This is a genomic window from Novosphingobium sp. AP12 (assembly GCF_000281975.1).
Taxonomy (GTDB): domain Bacteria; phylum Pseudomonadota; class Alphaproteobacteria; order Sphingomonadales; family Sphingomonadaceae; genus Novosphingobium.
Window position 1 is genome coordinate 1 of record NZ_AKKE01000181.1, and the last position, 15,967, is coordinate 15,967.

General features: G+C 68.7%; 13 protein-coding genes. 10 read left to right on the plus strand and 3 right to left on the minus strand.

Features of this window, described 5'->3' with window-relative positions:
• The 3 genes from PMI02_RS25555 to PMI02_RS25565 form a co-directional block, all read left to right on the plus strand.
• Positions 1–1,107, plus strand: a 1,107-nt coding sequence (locus tag PMI02_RS25555) for an NtaA/DmoA family FMN-dependent monooxygenase (protein WP_007688570.1), incomplete at its 5' end; no start/stop codon positions are given.
• A 195-nt stretch (positions 1,108–1,302) separates the two neighbouring features.
• A complete protein-coding gene (locus tag PMI02_RS25560) occupies positions 1,303–5,907 on the plus strand; it encodes an autotransporter (protein WP_193372914.1) in 4,605 nt (1,534 codons plus the stop codon).
• Positions 5,908–5,962: 55 nt separating this feature from the next.
• Positions 5,963–7,048, plus strand: coding sequence for a TIGR03032 family protein (locus PMI02_RS25565; RefSeq protein ID WP_007688573.1), 1,086 nt, complete (start codon positions 5,963–5,965; stop codon positions 7,046–7,048).
• Positions 7,049–7,052: 4 nt separating this feature from the next.
• Here the strand turns inward: PMI02_RS25565 and PMI02_RS25570 are convergent, their stop codons facing one another.
• A complete protein-coding gene (locus PMI02_RS25570) occupies positions 7,053–7,949 on the minus strand; it encodes a LysR family transcriptional regulator (RefSeq protein ID WP_238539164.1) in 897 nt (298 codons plus the stop codon).
• Positions 7,950–8,063: 114 nt separating this feature from the next.
• Between PMI02_RS25570 and PMI02_RS25575 the strand changes: the two genes are divergently transcribed.
• The 3 genes from PMI02_RS25575 to bdcA are packed head-to-tail and all read left to right on the plus strand — an operon-like array spanning position 8,064 to position 10,188.
• On the plus strand, positions 8,064–8,996 hold the full coding sequence (locus PMI02_RS25575; protein WP_007688578.1) for an alpha/beta fold hydrolase: 933 nt from the start codon (positions 8,064–8,066) through the stop codon (positions 8,994–8,996).
• A complete protein-coding gene (locus PMI02_RS25580) occupies positions 8,993–9,478 on the plus strand; it encodes a cupin domain-containing protein (RefSeq protein WP_007688580.1) in 486 nt (161 codons plus the stop codon). The genes PMI02_RS25575 and PMI02_RS25580 overlap by 4 nt, the downstream gene beginning before the upstream one ends.
• On the plus strand, positions 9,475–10,188 hold the full coding sequence (bdcA, locus tag PMI02_RS25585; protein WP_007688582.1) for an SDR family oxidoreductase: 714 nt from the start codon (positions 9,475–9,477) through the stop codon (positions 10,186–10,188). Before PMI02_RS25580 ends, bdcA begins: the two co-directional genes overlap by 4 nt.
• 18 nt (positions 10,189–10,206) lie before the next feature.
• Here the strand turns inward: bdcA and PMI02_RS25590 are convergent, their stop codons facing one another.
• Positions 10,207–10,791 carry a TetR/AcrR family transcriptional regulator gene (locus PMI02_RS25590; protein ID WP_036505530.1) on the minus strand — a complete coding sequence of 195 codons (585 nt, stop codon included), beginning with the start codon at positions 10,789–10,791 and terminating at the stop codon, positions 10,207–10,209.
• A 238-nt stretch (positions 10,792–11,029) separates the two neighbouring features.
• On the opposite strand from PMI02_RS25590, the gene PMI02_RS25595 reads away from it, so the two are divergent.
• The 3 genes from PMI02_RS25595 to PMI02_RS25605 are packed head-to-tail and all read left to right on the plus strand — an operon-like array spanning position 11,030 to position 13,351.
• A complete protein-coding gene (locus PMI02_RS25595; protein ID WP_007688585.1) occupies positions 11,030–11,833 on the plus strand; it encodes an SDR family oxidoreductase in 804 nt (267 codons plus the stop codon).
• 25 nt (positions 11,834–11,858) lie between these two features.
• Entirely contained in the window at positions 11,859–13,034 is a 1,176-nt protein-coding gene (locus PMI02_RS25600; protein WP_007688586.1) for an acetyl-CoA C-acetyltransferase, read from the plus strand.
• An 11-nt stretch (positions 13,035–13,045) separates the two neighbouring features.
• Positions 13,046–13,351 (plus strand): helix-turn-helix domain-containing protein, encoded by a 306-nt coding sequence (locus PMI02_RS25605; protein ID WP_007688588.1) that lies wholly within the window; start codon positions 13,046–13,048, stop codon positions 13,349–13,351.
• Here PMI02_RS25605 and PMI02_RS25610 read toward each other — a convergent pair.
• The gene (locus PMI02_RS25610) at positions 13,332–14,399 is read right to left on the minus strand and encodes a YeiH family protein (protein WP_007688590.1); all 1,068 of its coding nucleotides are present in this window, start codon (positions 14,397–14,399) and stop codon (positions 13,332–13,334) included. The two genes, PMI02_RS25605 and PMI02_RS25610, sit on opposite strands and share 20 nt — an antisense overlap.
• Before the next feature lie 163 nt (positions 14,400–14,562).
• On the opposite strand from PMI02_RS25610, the gene PMI02_RS25615 reads away from it, so the two are divergent.
• A complete protein-coding gene (locus PMI02_RS25615; protein WP_007688592.1) occupies positions 14,563–15,825 on the plus strand; it encodes an MFS transporter in 1,263 nt (420 codons plus the stop codon).
• The last annotated feature ends 142 nt before the right edge of the window (positions 15,826–15,967 follow it).

The following is a 15,967-nucleotide window of genomic DNA, read 5'->3' on the forward strand; positions in this document are numbered from 1 at the left end:
GGCGGCGACAACCTCGAGCCGATGACGCTGCTTTCCGCCCTGTCGGCCCACACCACCCACCTCGGCCTCGCCGCCACGATCGCGACGTCCTATCGCCCGCCCTACGACGCGGCGCGCGAAATCCTCTCGCTCGACCGCATCAGCGGCGGGCGTGTCGGCTGGAACATCGTCACCGGCATTTCCCCGGACGACGCCGCGCAATACGCGGACCAGACCTTCCCGCCGCTCGACGAACGCTACGCGCGCGGCGAGGAGTTCGTGGATGTCGTGCTAAAACTCTGGGGCAGCGTCGAGCCGGGCGCCTATGCCCACGACAAGGAAGGCGGCATCTACAAGGACCTGGAGAAAATCCGCACCATCGATCACGCGGGCAAATACTACCGCGTGCGCGGGCCTCTCAAGGGCGTGGCCTCGCAGCAGGGTCGGCCGCTTCTGATCCAGGCCGGACAATCCGGCGAAGGCCGCGCGATGGCCTCGCGCGTTGCCGAGGCCGTGTTCACCGCGCAGTCCACCTTCGAGCAGGCCAAGGCCTTCCGCGACGACATCCGCGCCCGAGCCGCTGCTTGGGGACGCGACCCCGACCACGTCAAGGTCATGCCCGGTGCCCTCGTCGTCCTCGGCGAGAGCCGGCAGGAGGCGCAGGACAATTGGGCCGACCTCGACACCCGGATCGACCTGCGCGCCGCGATGGCCCGGCTGCAACTGGCGCTGAAATCCATCGACCTCAGCGGCCACGACCTCGACGCCCCGTTCCCCGACGTGCCGCCGGAGTCCGTCGTCAGTCGCGGCCGCAACCACGTCGAAGCGGCGAAGCGCGAGGGACTGACACTGCGGCAGGTGCTCATCCGCTCGACCGGCTCCAACGCGCATTTCTCGGTGATCGGCACTGTTAAGGACGTGGCGGACGAACTCCAGCACTGGTTCGAGGGCGGCGCCTGCGACGGCTTCAACTTCCTTCCCGCAATCTACCCCCAGTCCTTCCACGAAATACTGGACACGCTCATCCCCGAGTTGCGCCGCCGGGGCCTGTTCAGGACCGAGTACGAAGGCCGGACCCTGCGCAAAAATCTCGGCATCCCGGCAAGTCCACTGCCGCTGCTCGGTTGAGGAAAGCCCGGCCGATGATCTTGATCCTGAAATCAGCACGGCCTTGTGTGTACTATTGTCCTTTCAACAATATTGTAATCTGATCATCAAGCGCCGTTGTTCGGCCTTGCAAGAATTTAATCCATCAGTAACCTGAGTACATATCCGTATTTAGGGGCTTCGATGGGCAAATTGACTCGGCCGCAGGCACTTCGCTTGGGAACATCTGGCGATCTGCCGGGCCGACGGGCCAGCCGCCTGCTACTGGGCTCCGCGCTGGCCAGTGTCGCTGCCGGTCTTGCCGCCCCGGAGGCGCGCGCGCAGGACGCTTGCGGAGTGCCCGTGGCGGGAACCGTCACCTGCTCGCCCGCGGGCAACCCCTACCCCGCCGGCATCGAGTATTATTCGCCCGCCGCCGACCCGGCGCTCGACCCCGGCCTCGACCCCGACGCGCCGGTGTTCGACCTCACGGTCGTCCTCGAGCCCGGCGTGCGTGTGCAGACCGCAGGCGGCCTGCCCGGTGTCGCGCTGATCGGGTTCAACGACGGCGCGGTGACGCTGGAAGCCGGCCAGGACACCGCCATCGCGGTCGGCGGCACCGGCGCGATCGGCGTGCTCGGCCTGACCAACTACGGCGACCTGACGATCAACACCGACAGCATCGTCGCCACCGGTCGCGCCTCCGCCGGCATCAACGCCAACTCGAACGAAGGCGACATCACGATCACGGCGGGCACCATTGCGGTGACCGGGAACAGCGGAGTGGGGATCAGCACCAATTCCTACCGGGGCAACGTGACCATCGATGCCGGCACCGTGTCGGCAGACGGCTATTACTCCGGCGGCATCGACGCCTATGCCGGCAACGGCGACATCCTGATCATGGCGGACTCGGTGTCGACCACCGGCGGCAGCTACTACACCTACGGCTCGACGGCGATCGAGGCTCAGGCCATCTACGGGTCGATCGCCATGGACCTCGGCGCCGTATCGACCCAGGCAGACTACTCCTACGGCATCAGTGCCGTCTCCTTCGCCGATGGCGGCGTGGTGGACATCACGGCCGACACCATCACCACCCAGGGCGTCGGATCGCTGGGCGTGCTGATGCAAGGCGACACCGCCAACCTCTCGGTCGGCACGCTGACGACCGTGGGCGACGGGGCCTACGGCGCGGTGATGTTCGGCACCGGAGAAGGCGGCACCAGCTTCACGTCCACGGGCTCGGTTTCGACGAGCGGCCAGCGCGCGGTCGGCGTGTTCCTGAAGTCCTACTCCGGCGGCGACGCGGTGATCGACGTCAACGCGGTCTCGACCCTGGGCGACGAATCCACCGGCGCCTACGGCTATTCGGAGTTCGGCGACGTAACGATCACGGCAGCCTCCGTGACGACCCAGGGCGAGGAGTCCATCGGCGTCTCTGCCCTCGCGCCCGAAGGTGACGTTGCCGTCACCGTCGGCGACGTGACGACCGTGGGCGACCTTTCCCCGGCGGTCCTCGCAGTCGGGTACAATGCGGCGGTCACCGTCAACGGCGACGTGACGACGCTGGGCGAAGCCTCGGAAGGCGTCGTCGCGCTCGGCCTCTACGGCAATGCGGGCGTCGCGAACAACGGGACAATCTCGACCAGCGGCACGGCTTCGACCGGCATCTATGCAGGTGCCTACTACGATGTCGTGGTCAGCGGCGCGGGCTCGGTCCAGACCAGCGGCGAGGGTGCGGCCGGTATCGATGCCGTGAGCCTCTACGGCGGCATCACCGTCACCGCCGGCACCATCTCGACCTCGGGCGACTACGCACAAGGCGTCCATGCCTATGCCCAGGGCTTCGCGGCCGGCACCGACGTGACCGTCAATGTCGGTTCCGTCACCACCGCCGGCATCCTGTCCGACGGCGTCGGCGCGCTGTCGCTGCTCGGCAATGTCGACGTGACCTCGACCGGCGCCCTCACCACCGGCGGCGAGGGTGCGTTCGGCGCCTATGCCTTCAGCCTGCTCGGCGATGCCACGATCACGGTGAACGACGTCACCACCTCGGGCGACGACGCGGTGGGCGTGCAGGCCTATGGCTACAACGCCAGCGTGACGGTCAACGGAGACCTGTCGACCAGCGGCACCGACGGAGCCTTCGGCTTCGGTGCGGGCGGCGTGCAGGCGACGGGCTCGTTCGGCACCGCCGCCGTCACCATCAACGGCTCGGTGACCACTGCCGGAGACTATGCGACGGGCGTGTTCGCGAGCGGTTATAACGGAGCGACCGTCACCAACAACGGCGCGATCGCGACCGGCGGCGCCTCCGCCAACGGCGTCACCGCAGAGGCCGCCTACGGCCCTGCCGTGGTCGTCAACAACGGCACCATCGCCACCACCGGAGACTATTCGGTCGGCGTGTCGGCGCTCAGCTATTATGGTGCGAGCGTCACCAACTCGGGCGCGATCTCCACCAGCGGCGCCTTCGCCGACGGCGTCACCGCAGAGGCGGTCTTCGCTCCTTCCGTGGTCGTCAACAGCGGCACCATCGCCACCGCCGGCGACTATTCGGTGGGTGTGTCCGCGCGCAGCTACTACGGCGCGGGCATCACCAACTCGGGCGCGATCTCCACCAGCGGGGTGTTCTCGACCGGCGTGACGGTCGACTCCGGGTACGAACTCGGCACGGTGGTGAACACCGGCACGATCTCCACCACGGGCGAGAGCAGCGCGGGCATCCTCGTCAACGGCTATGCCGACGTGCTGGTCCAGGGCACCGGCGCCGTGACGACCTCGGGCGCTTACTCCGCCGGCATCGGCGCGAGCACGATATACGGCACGGCGTCGATCTCCATGGCCTCGGTCACCACCACGGGCGAGGTCAGCACCGCGATCAACGCCTATGGCAGCCAAGGCGCCGTGGTGAACGTGGGCACGGTGTCCACGCTCGGCGCCAACTCGCTGGGCGTCCTCGCGGGAAGCTACGGCGACGTCAGCATCACGGCCGGCTCAATCACCACCGCAGGCGCCGACAGCGACGCGATCCGCGCGGCGACGTTCGGCGAGGGCAGCGCGATCACGATCAACGTGGCGAGCGCGCGCACCACGGGCACCGGCAGCAATGCGATCAACGCGCTCGGCTTCGGCGGCGACGTGGCGGTCACGCTGACCGGCGCCGTCTCGGCCGCGCAGGACACCGCGGTCGCCATCCAGTCGGCCGGCGACGCCAGCGTGTCGATCGGCAGCGGCGGATCGGTGAGCGGGGCGATTGACAGCATCCAGACCGACGCCGTGGGCACGACCACGATAGCCAACCTCGGCACGATCAACACCGGCACCGGCTATGCCATCTCGGTGCTCGGCGGGCCTGCCGCCATCACCAACGCCGGCGTGCTGAACGGACGGGTCCAGCTTTCGGCCGGCGACGACCGCTTCACCAACTCCGGCCTGTTCCGGGCGGGCGCCAGCAGCGACTTCGGTGCGGGCGCCGACGTGTTCACTAACACCGGCACATTGCTCGTCGACGCCCCCGGCACCGCGCCCCTCGCGGTCAGCTTCACCGGGCTGGAGGCGTTCAACAACTCAGGCCTGGTCGAGCTGCGCAATGGCACCGTGGGCGACCAGCTGACCCTGCCCGGCACCTTCACCGGCTCCGGCGCCAGCACCCTGGGCCTCGACCTGCGATCGGATGCCAGCGGCGTCATGAGTGCGGACCGGCTGAACGTGGGCACCGCCGCCGGGACGACCCGCATCCAGCTCGCCATCGACGGCACGGTCTATGCCACGCCGGGCGTCACGCTGGTGCAGGCATCGGCGGCTTCCTCGCCGACCGCCTTCACTCTGCCATCGTCCGAGATTGGCTTCGTCGCGCTCGACCTGGTCTACCAGCCGGCGAGCTTCGCCTACCAGCTTGTCGGCACTCCCGGATCGGCAGCGTACCGCGCGGCCAAGGCGCTCGAGGGCGCGCAGAACCTGTGGTATCGCTCGGCCGACGCGGTCACCGCGCACCTCACCAGCCTGCGCGACGGGGGCCTGGCGTCCGGCGGCTTCTGGCTCCAGATGTCCGGCGGGGTCGACAAGCGCGACGAGAGCCGCACCGTCACCAACTTCGGCATCACGCGCAGCTTCGACCTCGACTACCGGCAGGACTACTACGGCGGGCAGGCCGGCTTCGACTTCGGCGGCACGGGCGCTCTCACGTTCGGCCTGACCGGCGGCTACATGTCCTCGACGCTGCGCTTCGACGATGCCACCCACTTCGACTACGACGCCGTCAACGCCGGGGTCTACGCGAGCTTCCGCGCCGGCGGGTTCTTCGTCAACGCCCTCGGCAAGTACGACCACTACTGGATCGATGCGGTCAGCAATGCCGTCGGCTACCGCGAGAGCCTCGAGGGCGATGCCATCGGTGCCGAGGCGGAGGCCGGATTCCGCTTCGGCTCGGCCAAGTTCTTCGCCGAACCGGTGGCGAGCCTCGCCTACGTCAGCACCACGATGGACGACCTCCAGGCCCTCGGCCAGGTCCTCGACTACGAGCACATGGACGGCTTGCGCGGCAAGGCCGGGCTCCGGATCGGCGGCAGCAGCGCGATCGGCGCGGGCAACACCATCACTTTCTACGCCAGCGGCATGGCGGTGAAGGAGTTCGAGGGCGACAGCGGCGTGGGCTTCGTCTCAGGGCCATACCGCTTCGACATCGGCAATCGCCCGATCGACACCTATGCCCAAGGCACGCTGGGCTTCAAGGTCACCACGCCCAGCGGGATCACCGGGTTCGTCGAAGGCACTGCCGACGTTAGCAAGGACTACAAGGGCGCCGGCGGGCGGGCGGGCATCAAGATCCCGTTCTGAGCCCCCGCGTCCGCCCCGGTGGACAGGCGCCCAAATACCGATAAACAAGGCCCCCATGGCAGCAACAGAAGCCGGTGCCCCCGCGAGGCCAGCCACCGGACCGACCCAGATTTCGGTATCCCGGGGCCTCGCCGAGTGGCTGCTGCGCAACCGGACGAGCTTCGCCTTCACCTCGTACCAGACAGGGCAGCTGTTCCTGGCGGGGGTGCTGGCGAACGGGACGATCTCGTTCAACCAGCAGAACTTCACCCGGGCGATGGGTATCTGCTACCAGCCCGGGCGGCTCTATCTTGGTGCGCTGCACCAGGTCTGGCGGCTGGAGAACATGCTCAAGGCGGGCCAGCTCGCCAACCAGCAGTTCGACATGGCGCTGGTGCCCCGCAACGCCCAGACCACCGGCGACGTCGACGTCCACGAGATCGGCACCGACACCGCCGGCCGCGTCCTGTTCGTCAACACCAAGTACAGCTGCATCGCGACGCTCGACCTCAACCACAGCTTCCGCCCGGTCTGGAAGCCGCCCTTCATCTCGAAGCTCGCGCCCGAGGATCGCTGCCACCTCAACGGCATGGCGATCCATGACGGCCGCCCCCGCTACGTCACCGCCGTCAGCCGCAGCGACATCGTCAACGGCTGGCGCGAGCGGCGCCACGAGGGCGGCGTGCTGGTCGACGTGGAAACGAACCGCATTGTCACCGACCAGCTCTCGATGCCCCACAGCCCGAGGGTCCATGGCAATGCTGTCCTCGCGCTCGATTCCGGGCGCGGCCAGATCATCCGCATCGATCCCGAGACAGGCGCGAAGACCGACATCGCCTTCTGCCCTGGCTTCCTGCGCGGCATGGCGCTGCACAATGGCCACGCCCTCGTCACTGTCTCCAAGCCGCGCAACGGGACCTTTACCGGCCTCGCGCTCGACGGCGAGATGCGCGCCCGCGACGCCGAGCCCTGGTGCGGGGTACTGGTGGTGGACCTCGCCTCAGGCAGCATCGTCGAGTGGATCAAGCTGGAAGGTTTCATCACCGAACTGTTCGACGTGGCGGTTCTGCCGGGCGTGCGCTGCCCGATGTCGATCGGGCCGGAAACGCTGGAAATCCGCTCGACGATCACCTTCGACGAAGCGATCCGCCCGCTCGAGTGATGCGTCACCCCCGGTCCCAGTAGGCCGGGGCGCCGATCGCGCCGCGCAGCCAGTCCGTAAGCGCCGCGACCTTGGCAGAAGCGCTGCGGTTGCGGGGATAGGCGATGTAGAGTTCCGCCCCTTCGGCTTCCGCGCCCACTTCGACCTGCCGCAGGACCCCGCTGGCCAGTTGTTTGTACATGAAGAACGTGGGCAGGAGGGCGATACCCAGGCCGGCGATCGCGGCATCGCGCATCACGATGCCGTTGTTCACCCGCAGGCACGAGCGCGGCCGCAGGATGGTCTCGCCCTCCCCCGAGCTGAACCGCCAGTCCGCCGAGCGGTTGGAGTAAAGGATGGCGCAGGCGTGGCCGAGTTCCTCCAGCGACGCAGGGGTGCCGTGCCTTTCCAGATAGGACGGCGCGGCGACGAGGACACGGCGGCTCGACGCCAGGCGCTTGGCGATCAGGCGCGAGTCCTGGATCGGGCCATGGCGGATGACTGCGTCGTAGCCGTCCGCCGCCACGTCCACGAACTTGTCGTCGAGGTCGACGCTGAGGTCGATGTCCGGGTGCGCCGCGAGGAACGAATTGAGCATCCTCCCCAGATGCAGCATGCCGAACCCGATCGGCCCCGCCAGTCGCAGGGGACCGGAAAGCGAGCCGCGCCGCTCGGCGATCTCGGCCTGCGCTTCGACGGTTTCCCGCAGTATCCGGCGGGCGCGCTCGAGGAACAGCTCTCCCTCGCCGGTCAGGGTCAGCTTGCGGGTCGTGCGCTGCATCAGGCTGGCGCCCAGCAGTCTTTCCAGTTCCGTCACGCGCTCGCTGACCACGGACTTGGCGAGGCCCATTCGCCGCGCCGCCTCGCTGATCGACCCCGCATCGGCCACCGCGACGAATGCGGCGACCCCCTCCAACTTCATCATCGTTCGGCATTCCCGAAAGCCGGTTCCGGAATTTGGCGGCTAGTGCGTACGATGACCTGAAATCATCTTGCCGTCGACAGCCGGCAACATGCGGCTGGAGGAGGCACACAGATGTTCACCCGGATTATCGCAGCGGCGCTCGCCCTGTCCGCTGCCGTCACCGTCACCGCCGCGCCTGCCATCGCGCAGGTAGAGCCATTCCCTGCGAGCTTCCGCACTCAGGAAATCGCGGCCAACGGCACCACCATCCACACCCGTATCGGCGGCAAGGGTCCCGCCGTCGTGCTGCTGCACGGCTACGGCGAGACCGGCGACATGTGGGCACCGCTGGCCGCAGACCTCGCCCGCGACCACCTCGTCATCGTGCCCGACCTGCGCGGCATGGGCCTCTCCGCGAAGCCTGCGGGCGGCTACGACAAGAAGACGCAAGGGCAGGACATCGCCGGCGTGCTCGACGCGCTGAAGGTCCGGAAGACCGACCTCGTCACCCACGACATCGGCAACATGGTGGGCTACGCCTTTGCCGCGCAGAACCGCGCGCGCGTCACCCGCTTCGTGCTGATGGACGCGCCGCTGCCCGGCGTCGGCCCCTGGGAAGAAATCCTCAAGAACCCCCTGCTCTGGCACTTCCGCTTCGGCGGCCCCGACATGGAACGCCTCGTCGCCGGACGCGAGCGGATCTACCTCGACCGCTTCTGGAACGAGTTCTCCGCCCGGCCCGAGCGCTTCAGCGAAGCCTCGCGCGTCCACTACGCCGCGCTCTATGCCCGGCCCGGCGCAATGCACTCGGGCTTTGCGCAGTTCGCCGCGTTCGACCAGGATGCGGTCGACGACCGCGCCTTCGTCGCCGCCGGCAAGCTGACGATGCCGGTGCTGGCAATCGGCGGCGAGAAATCGTTCGGCCCGATGATGGCAACCGTCATGCGCTTCGCCGCCACCGACGTCACCGAAGCGACGATCCCCAACGCCGGGCACTGGCTGATGGAAGAACAGCCCAAGGCCACCATTGCCGCAGTTCGCGGCTTCCTGGACGCAAAGAAGTGAGCCGCCTGCTGACCCGCGCGGCGATCGCGGCGGTGGCGGCGGCCAGCGCCATCGGCGCTGCGGCGCAGGACCAGGAGCTGCGCCTGCCACCCGGTGCCATCGCGAAGCTGCCGGTCGTGGCGGCGGGAGCGGGCACCTCGGGACTGGCCGCGATCGAAACCCGCGTCCTCGCCGGTGATCCGACCAAGGCCGGGCCCTACACGATCTCGATCCGCGTGCCGCCGAACACGCGCATCGCCGCGCATACCCACAAGGATGCGCGCTCGGCCGTGGTCGCGGAAGGGCTCTGGCACTTCGGCTACGGCGCGGTGGCAGACCCGGCCAAGTCGTTGCCGCTGCCCGCCGGCAGCTACTACACCGAGCCAGCGGGCGATCCCCACTTCGCCTGGACCGGCCCGGAAGGCGCGACCGTCCACATCACCGGCATCGGCCCGTCCGACACGCACTACACATCCAACGCCAAGCGGAAAGACAGCAAATGACGGACTTTTCAGGAAAGACGGCGCTCGTCATCGGCGGCAGCCGGGGCATCGGCGCCGCGATCGTGCGGCGCCTCGCCGGCGACGGGGCGGCGGTCACGTTCTCCTACGCAGGGTCGGCCGAAGCCAGCGCCGCGCTCGCCGCCGAGACCGGGTCGAAAGCGGTCCAGTCGGATGCCGCCGACCGGGACGCGGTGATCGCGCTGGTGGCAGGCGCGGGGCCCGTCGACATCCTCGTCGTCAACGCTGGCGCGGCGGTACTCGGCAACCCGCTCGAACTCGACGCGGATACGGTCGACCGCATGATCGACATCAACGTGCGCGCACCCTACCATGCCGCCGTGGAAGCTGCGCGGCAGATGCCCGAAGGCGGCCGCATCGTGGTCATCGGCTCTGTCAACGGCGACCGCATCCCGTTCGAGGGCGCCGCCGCCTACGCGCTCACCAAGTCGGCGATCCAGGGCCTGACCCGGGGCCTTGCCCGCGACTTCGGCTCGCGCGGGATCACCGTCAACGCCGTCCAGCCCGGACCGACCGACACCGACATGAACCCCGGCGACGGGCCGATGAGCGATATGATGCACAGCTTCATGGCGATCAAGCGCCACGCCCGCGCCGACGAGGTCGCGGGCATGGTCGCCTACCTCGCCGGACCGGAGGCCGGCATCGTTACCGGCGCACTGCATACCATCGACGGCGGATTCGGCGCCTGAGGCCGGGAAACGTGCCGCCTAGGCCAGTCCCAGGCGCAATTTCAGACGGCTGCGCGCGGCGCCAAGAAGGTCGAGCGCAGCCGAATGATCGGACAGGGCGCGGGCCAGCGCCATCGCGCCCACCATCTCGGCCAGAGCCGAACTCGCCAGCGCCTGGGGCTCCGGGCGGCGCATCGCGTCGAGGGCGAGCGCGATCCGGTCCCGGAAGGCTTCCATGCCCCGCTCGAACCGGGTGCGCGCCGCTGCGGGCATGCGCGGCACCTCGCCGGTGAGGGCAGGCAGCGGGCAGCCCTGCCCCGCCATCCTGAGCGCCTGTTCGGACAGGTAATAGTCGATCAGCGCCGCCAGCCCGTCCGCGCCGGGGCGGTCCCTGAGAAAGTGGTCGAGCATCGCCGAACTATCCTGGAACATCCGGTCGATGGCATGCGCCACAAGGTCATCGCGCGAGGCGAAGTGGGCGTAGAAGCCCCCATGCGTCAGCCCCGCCCGCTTCATCAGGGCAGCGACGCTGACCCCTTCGGTCCCGCCGATCCGCAGCGCCTGCGCGGCCTCGTCAAGGATCCTGGCCCGCGTCCGTTCCTTGTGTGCGCTCTTGTCCGCCATCACCATCAAACCTTCCCGAATAACCGTCGTTCGGTAGCCCCCGCGGCCCATAGCGCAACCGCGCTGCTTTCATAAGCAAAGCAAGCGCCTCGGCCTCTGGGCGAAGCCGTCCGCCCAGTTTCTTGCGCGTCCGCGAATGCCACCTCTAGACAAATGATGATCGACATATATATGATTGCCATCATTTCATCAAGGCGCAGACGCCGGTGGCATTTGTGTCCAGTCAAGGAGCCTACCAATGACACAGACCAGCAAGGGCATCGCACTCGTGACCGGCGCATCGAGCGGCATCGGTGCCGTCTACGCCGACCGCCTCGCCAAGCGCGGCCACGACCTCATCCTCGTCGCGCGCAACGTCGAGCGGCTAGAGGCGCTGGCGGCACGCCTGCGCGAGGAGACCGGCCGCACCGTCCAAGTGCTCGCCGCCGACCTTTCCGATTCCGCCGGGCTCGCAGCCGTCACCGCGCGCATCCAGGCCGAGCCCGCCCTGTCGCTGCTCGTCAACAATGCCGGCGTAGCGCTCGAAGGCACGCTGGAGACTGCTCCCGCGCAGGAAATCGCCAAGCTGATCGCCATCAACGTGACCGCGCCCACCCTGCTCGCGCAGGCCGCGCTCCATACATTCAAGGCCAACGGCACCAGCGGCGGCATCATCGGCATCGCCTCGGTCCTCGCGCTCGCGCCCGAAATGCTCGACGGCGTCTACAGCGGCTCCAAGGCGTTCCTGCTCAACCTGACGCAGGGGCTGGCACACGAACTCGGCCCGGACAGCCCGATCCGCGTACAGGCGGTACTGCCCGGCGCCACCCTCACCGAAATCTGGGAGCGGTCCGGCAAGGACGTGAACGCCTTCCCCGCCGACTGGGTGATGAACGTGGACGACCTCGTCGATGCCGCCCTCGTCGGCTTCGACCTTGGCGAGACGGTCACCATCCCGCCGCTGCAGGACGAGGCCGGCTGGACGGCGATGCAGGACGCCCGCCTCGCCCTTGCCCCCCACCTCTCGCGCCGCGACGTCGCCGCCCGCTACCGCGCCGCCTGACGCCGCCCTTCGAAGGAGCATCGCCATGTCCGAAGCCTATATCGTCTCCGCCGTTCGCACCGCCAGCGGCCGCCGGGGTGGCCGCCTCTCAGGATGGCACCCCGCCCGCCTCGCCGCCGCCGTGCTGGACGAGGCCGTCCTTCGCGCGCGCATCGATCCGGCCGGGGTCGAGGATGTCATCATGGGCTGCGTCACCACCGCGAGCGAGCAATCGGCCAACATCGGCCGGAACGCGGTGCTCCTTTCCAACTTGCCGCGCTCGGTGCCAGGCGTCACCGTCGACCGCCAGTGCGGCTCCTCGCAGCAGGCGCTGCAATTCGCGGCGCAGGCAGTGATGTCGGGCATGCAGGACCTGGTGATCGCCGCCGGGGTGGAGAGCATGACGCGGGTGCCGATCGGATCGTCCGCCTCGTTCTTCACCGAGCACGGCATCGGCCAGGGCCCCTACCCGCCCGAACTCATCGCCCGGCTCGGCGCCGAGCGCCTCTCCCAGTTCGACGGCGCCGAGATGATCGCGGCCAAGTACGGCCTGAGCAAGGACGACCTCGATCGCTACGCGCTGGAAACGCACCGCCGCGCCTCGCAGGCCGCAGGCGGCGGCGCCTTCGACGCCGAGATCCTGCCGCTGCCCGTCGACCCGGACGATCCCGCCTCTGCGCTCCACCGCGAGGACGAACACGTCCGCCACGATGCCACGCTGGAGGGCATCGCCTCGGTCCGCCTCCTGCGCGAGGGCGGACTGTTGACCGCCGCCACCTCCAGCCCGATCACCGACGGCGCCTCGGCCGTGCTGGTCGCCTCTGCGGCGGCGGTGAAGGCGCATGGGCTGACCCCGCTCGCTCGGGTCCACAAGGCGATCGTCACGGCAGGCGATCCCGTCATCATGCTGGAGGAGCCGATCCCGGCCACCGCGCGGCTGCTGGCCAAGGCCGGGCTGACGATCGAAGACATCGACCTGTTCGAGGTGAACGAGGCCTTCGCCTCCGTCCCGCTCGCATGGCTCAAGGCGACCGGCGCCGACCCGGCGCGGCTCAACGTCAACGGCGGCGCCATCGCGCTGGGCCATCCGCTCGGCGCCAGCGGCACCAAGCTGGCGACCACGCTGATCCACGCCTTGCGCGCGCGGGGCCTGCGCTACGGCCTGCAGACGATGTGCGAAGCGGGCGGCCTCGCCAACGCGATGATCATCGAAGCGCTCTGAGGCCCGCCGTCATGGAGCGATCGGACCTGCTGGGCCTCCTCGGCAGCCGCTGGGCGCTGCACATCCTGATGGCTCTGGCGGACGGCCCGATGCGCTTCACCGACCTGCGCGCGGCGCTCCCCGCCATCAGCGCCAAGGTCCTGACTGCCCGGCTGCGCGAACTGGAGGCGAATGCGCTCGTCGCCCGCCTCCAGTTCCGGTCGCCGATGCCGGGCCAGGGTTACGGGCTGAGCGCGGCGGCGCAGGATCTGCGCCCCGCGCTCGACCAGATCAGGCGCTGGACTTCGGCGCGGGCGCTTACAGGAGCATCATGCTGAAGGCGAGCGCGACCAGCAGCGACGCGGCGGTGGCGGCCACCACCGGCATCGCCGCGCGCCAGCCCATCTGCATGACGAGGTCGAGGCGCGAGCGCATGGCGGTGGCCGTCACCGCCAGCAGCAGCAGCGTCTTCGACAGCGTCAGGCTGGCATGGACGACGATACCCGGCATCGTCACCAGCGAATTGAGCACCACCACGGCCAGGAACAGCGTGATGAACCACGGCATCGCGAGGCGCCTGATCCAGTGGCGGTCGGCCGCGTCCTCGTCCTTCACCAGCATCGACACCACCGCGACGACCGGCGCCAGCAGCGCCACGCGGCTGAGCTTGACGATGGTGGCATAGCTGCCGGCGGTGTCCGAATAGGCATAGCCGCCGCCGATCGCCTGCGCGACGTCGTGGATCGAGGCGCCGATGAGGAAGCCCGCCTGCCGGTCGTCCAGATGGAGCAGCCCCGCCAGCGGCGGGTAGAATGACATGGCGAGCGCGCTGGCGAGCGAGATCACCACCAGCGTCAGCGCGAACTGCGCCTGGCTCACCCGCTTCGGACCCAGCACACCGAACAGCGCGAGCGCGGCCGAGGCTCCGCAGATCGCCGTCGCGCCGCCTGCCAGCAGGCCGATCGCTGTGGACGCCCCGGTGATCCGCGCGACCAGCAGCGCCGCGCCCATCGCGGCGGCCATCACCATCAGCAGGGCAAGGAACGGGACCGGCCCCAGCCCGCCGATCTGCGCGATGGTCACCTGCGTACCCAGCACCACGATGCCCCAGCGAAGGCAGGCCTTGGAGGCGAAATCGAGGCCGGGATGGGTGCGCTTCTCGCTCGTCACGAAATTGAGCGCCAAGCCGATCAGCAGGCCCATGAGGATGATCGGCGCGCCGTAGTGCTCGGACAGCCAGGCCGCCGCGATGCTGGCGATCCCGCAGATGGCAAGGCCCGGCCACAGCAGCTTCCAGCGGTCGAGACGGGAGGGCGTCGCCGCACCCGCATTCTGCTGGATGAGGAACATCTCGCCATAAAGGTCGCCGGCGTGGTCTGCGCTCACCTGTCCTGGTCCTCCCGACTGCATCCTTCGCGATGAAGATGCTTGCTGTCTGTCCTGCGGTGTCATATCGACCTGTATGGCGATGCGGGCGACGGGGCAAGAGCTTTGCGCATGCTCGCTGGATTTGCCGCCGGTAAAGCGGCGGACTATGGGAGAGCCGGACATGACCTTGCACCAAACGCCGGAGGCGTCTCCGCCCCTCCCAGCCCCCGATCCCAGCGCCGCTCGCGCGCAGAACGTGCTGATCGGGCTGATCTTCCTGGCCACCGCGCTGAACTACGTCGACCGTCAGGTGCTGGCGCTGCTGAAACCCATGCTGGAGGCCGAGTTCAACTGGAGCGACCAGCAGTTCGCCCACCTCGGTTCGATCTTCCAACTCTCGGCGGCCGTGTCGCTGCTGGGCGTCGGCTGGTTCGTCGACCGTTTCGGCGTGCGCTTCGCCTATGGCTTCGCGGTCGCCATCTGGAGCCTCGCGGGCATGGCCCATGCGCTGGCCGCCAGCGTGCAGCAATTCGTCATCGCCCGCGCCGTGTTGGCGACCGCGGAGTCCGTCAACACTCCCGCGGCGATGAAGACCGCGGCGATCTACCTGCCGATCCAGCGGCGCTCGATCGGCATCGGCATCATCAACACCGCGCCCAACATCGGCGCCATCGTCACTCCCCTCCTGATCCCGCCCTTCGCCATCGCCTTCGGCTGGCAGGCCGCCTTCATCGTGACCGGCGGGCTGGGGCTCGTGTGGCTCGTGCTCTGGCACCTCAACACCTCGCGCCTGAAGCCCATCGCCGGGCAGACCGCCACCACGCGCGGCAAGGTCGAATGGGGCGTGATCCTGTCCGACCGCCGGACCTGGACCGTCATCGGCGCCAAGGCCTTCACCGACCTCGTCTGGTGGTTCGTGCTGTTCTGGACGCCGGACTTCTTCGCCCGCCAGTTCAACCTGAGCCAGGGCATGCTGGGCTGGCCGATCGCCATCATCTTTACCCTCGCGGCGCTCGGCGCGGTGAGCAGCGGCGCGCTTTACCCTGCCCTTTTGCTGCGCGGCTTCTCGATGAATGCTGCACGCAAGAGTGCCATGCTGGCCTTCGCGCTGATCGTGCTCGTCATGCCGCTGGCATTAACCGCATCGAACCCATGGATCGCCGCGATCTTCATCGGCCTGGGCCTGTTCGCGCACCAGGGGTTCTCCACCAACATCTTCGGCATGGCGACCGAGATCGTCCCCGCCCGCCGCATCGCCACCGTCATCGCGCTCGGCGCGATTGCCGGCAACCTGACTGGCACCGGCATCATCGAGTTCGCCGGCTGGTCGCTCGACAGCGGCCTCGGCTACACTCCGCTGTTCGTGATCTGCGGATCGGCCTACCTGGTGGCGCTGGCGTTCATCCACCTGATGCAGCCGAAGCTGGAAACGGCCCAGGATTGAGCGCAGCGAATCCTCCCTGTCGCGAAGCGATGGGGAGGATGGCAGACACGCGAAAACGCCCGCTGGCGAATGCGGGCCTTACGCCGGAAACTTGCGAAGAAACGTCGGGTCGGCGTCACGGGCGCCCATGCTTGAGGGCGCG

Bases quoted from the DNA above. Each gene is read 5' to 3' on its own strand.
- PMI02_RS25565 (WP_007688573.1), top strand. From the start codon at position 5,963: ATGGCAGCAACAGAAGCCGGTGCCCCCGCGAGGCCAGCCACCGGACCG.
- PMI02_RS25570 (WP_238539164.1), bottom strand. From the start codon at position 7,949: ATGAAGTTGGAGGGGGTCGCCGCATTCGTCGCGGTGGCCGATGCGGGG.
- PMI02_RS25575 (WP_007688578.1), top strand. From the start codon at position 8,064: ATGTTCACCCGGATTATCGCAGCGGCGCTCGCCCTGTCCGCTGCCGTC.
- bdcA (WP_007688582.1), top strand. From the start codon at position 9,475: ATGACGGACTTTTCAGGAAAGACGGCGCTCGTCATCGGCGGCAGCCGG.
- PMI02_RS25590 (WP_036505530.1), bottom strand. From the start codon at position 10,791: ATGGCGGACAAGAGCGCACACAAGGAACGGACGCGGGCCAGGATCCTT.
- PMI02_RS25595 (WP_007688585.1), top strand. From the start codon at position 11,030: ATGACACAGACCAGCAAGGGCATCGCACTCGTGACCGGCGCATCGAGC.
- PMI02_RS25600 (WP_007688586.1), top strand. From the start codon at position 11,859: ATGTCCGAAGCCTATATCGTCTCCGCCGTTCGCACCGCCAGCGGCCGC.
- PMI02_RS25605 (WP_007688588.1), top strand. From the start codon at position 13,046: ATGGAGCGATCGGACCTGCTGGGCCTCCTCGGCAGCCGCTGGGCGCTG.
- PMI02_RS25615 (WP_007688592.1), top strand. From the start codon at position 14,563: ATGACCTTGCACCAAACGCCGGAGGCGTCTCCGCCCCTCCCAGCCCCC.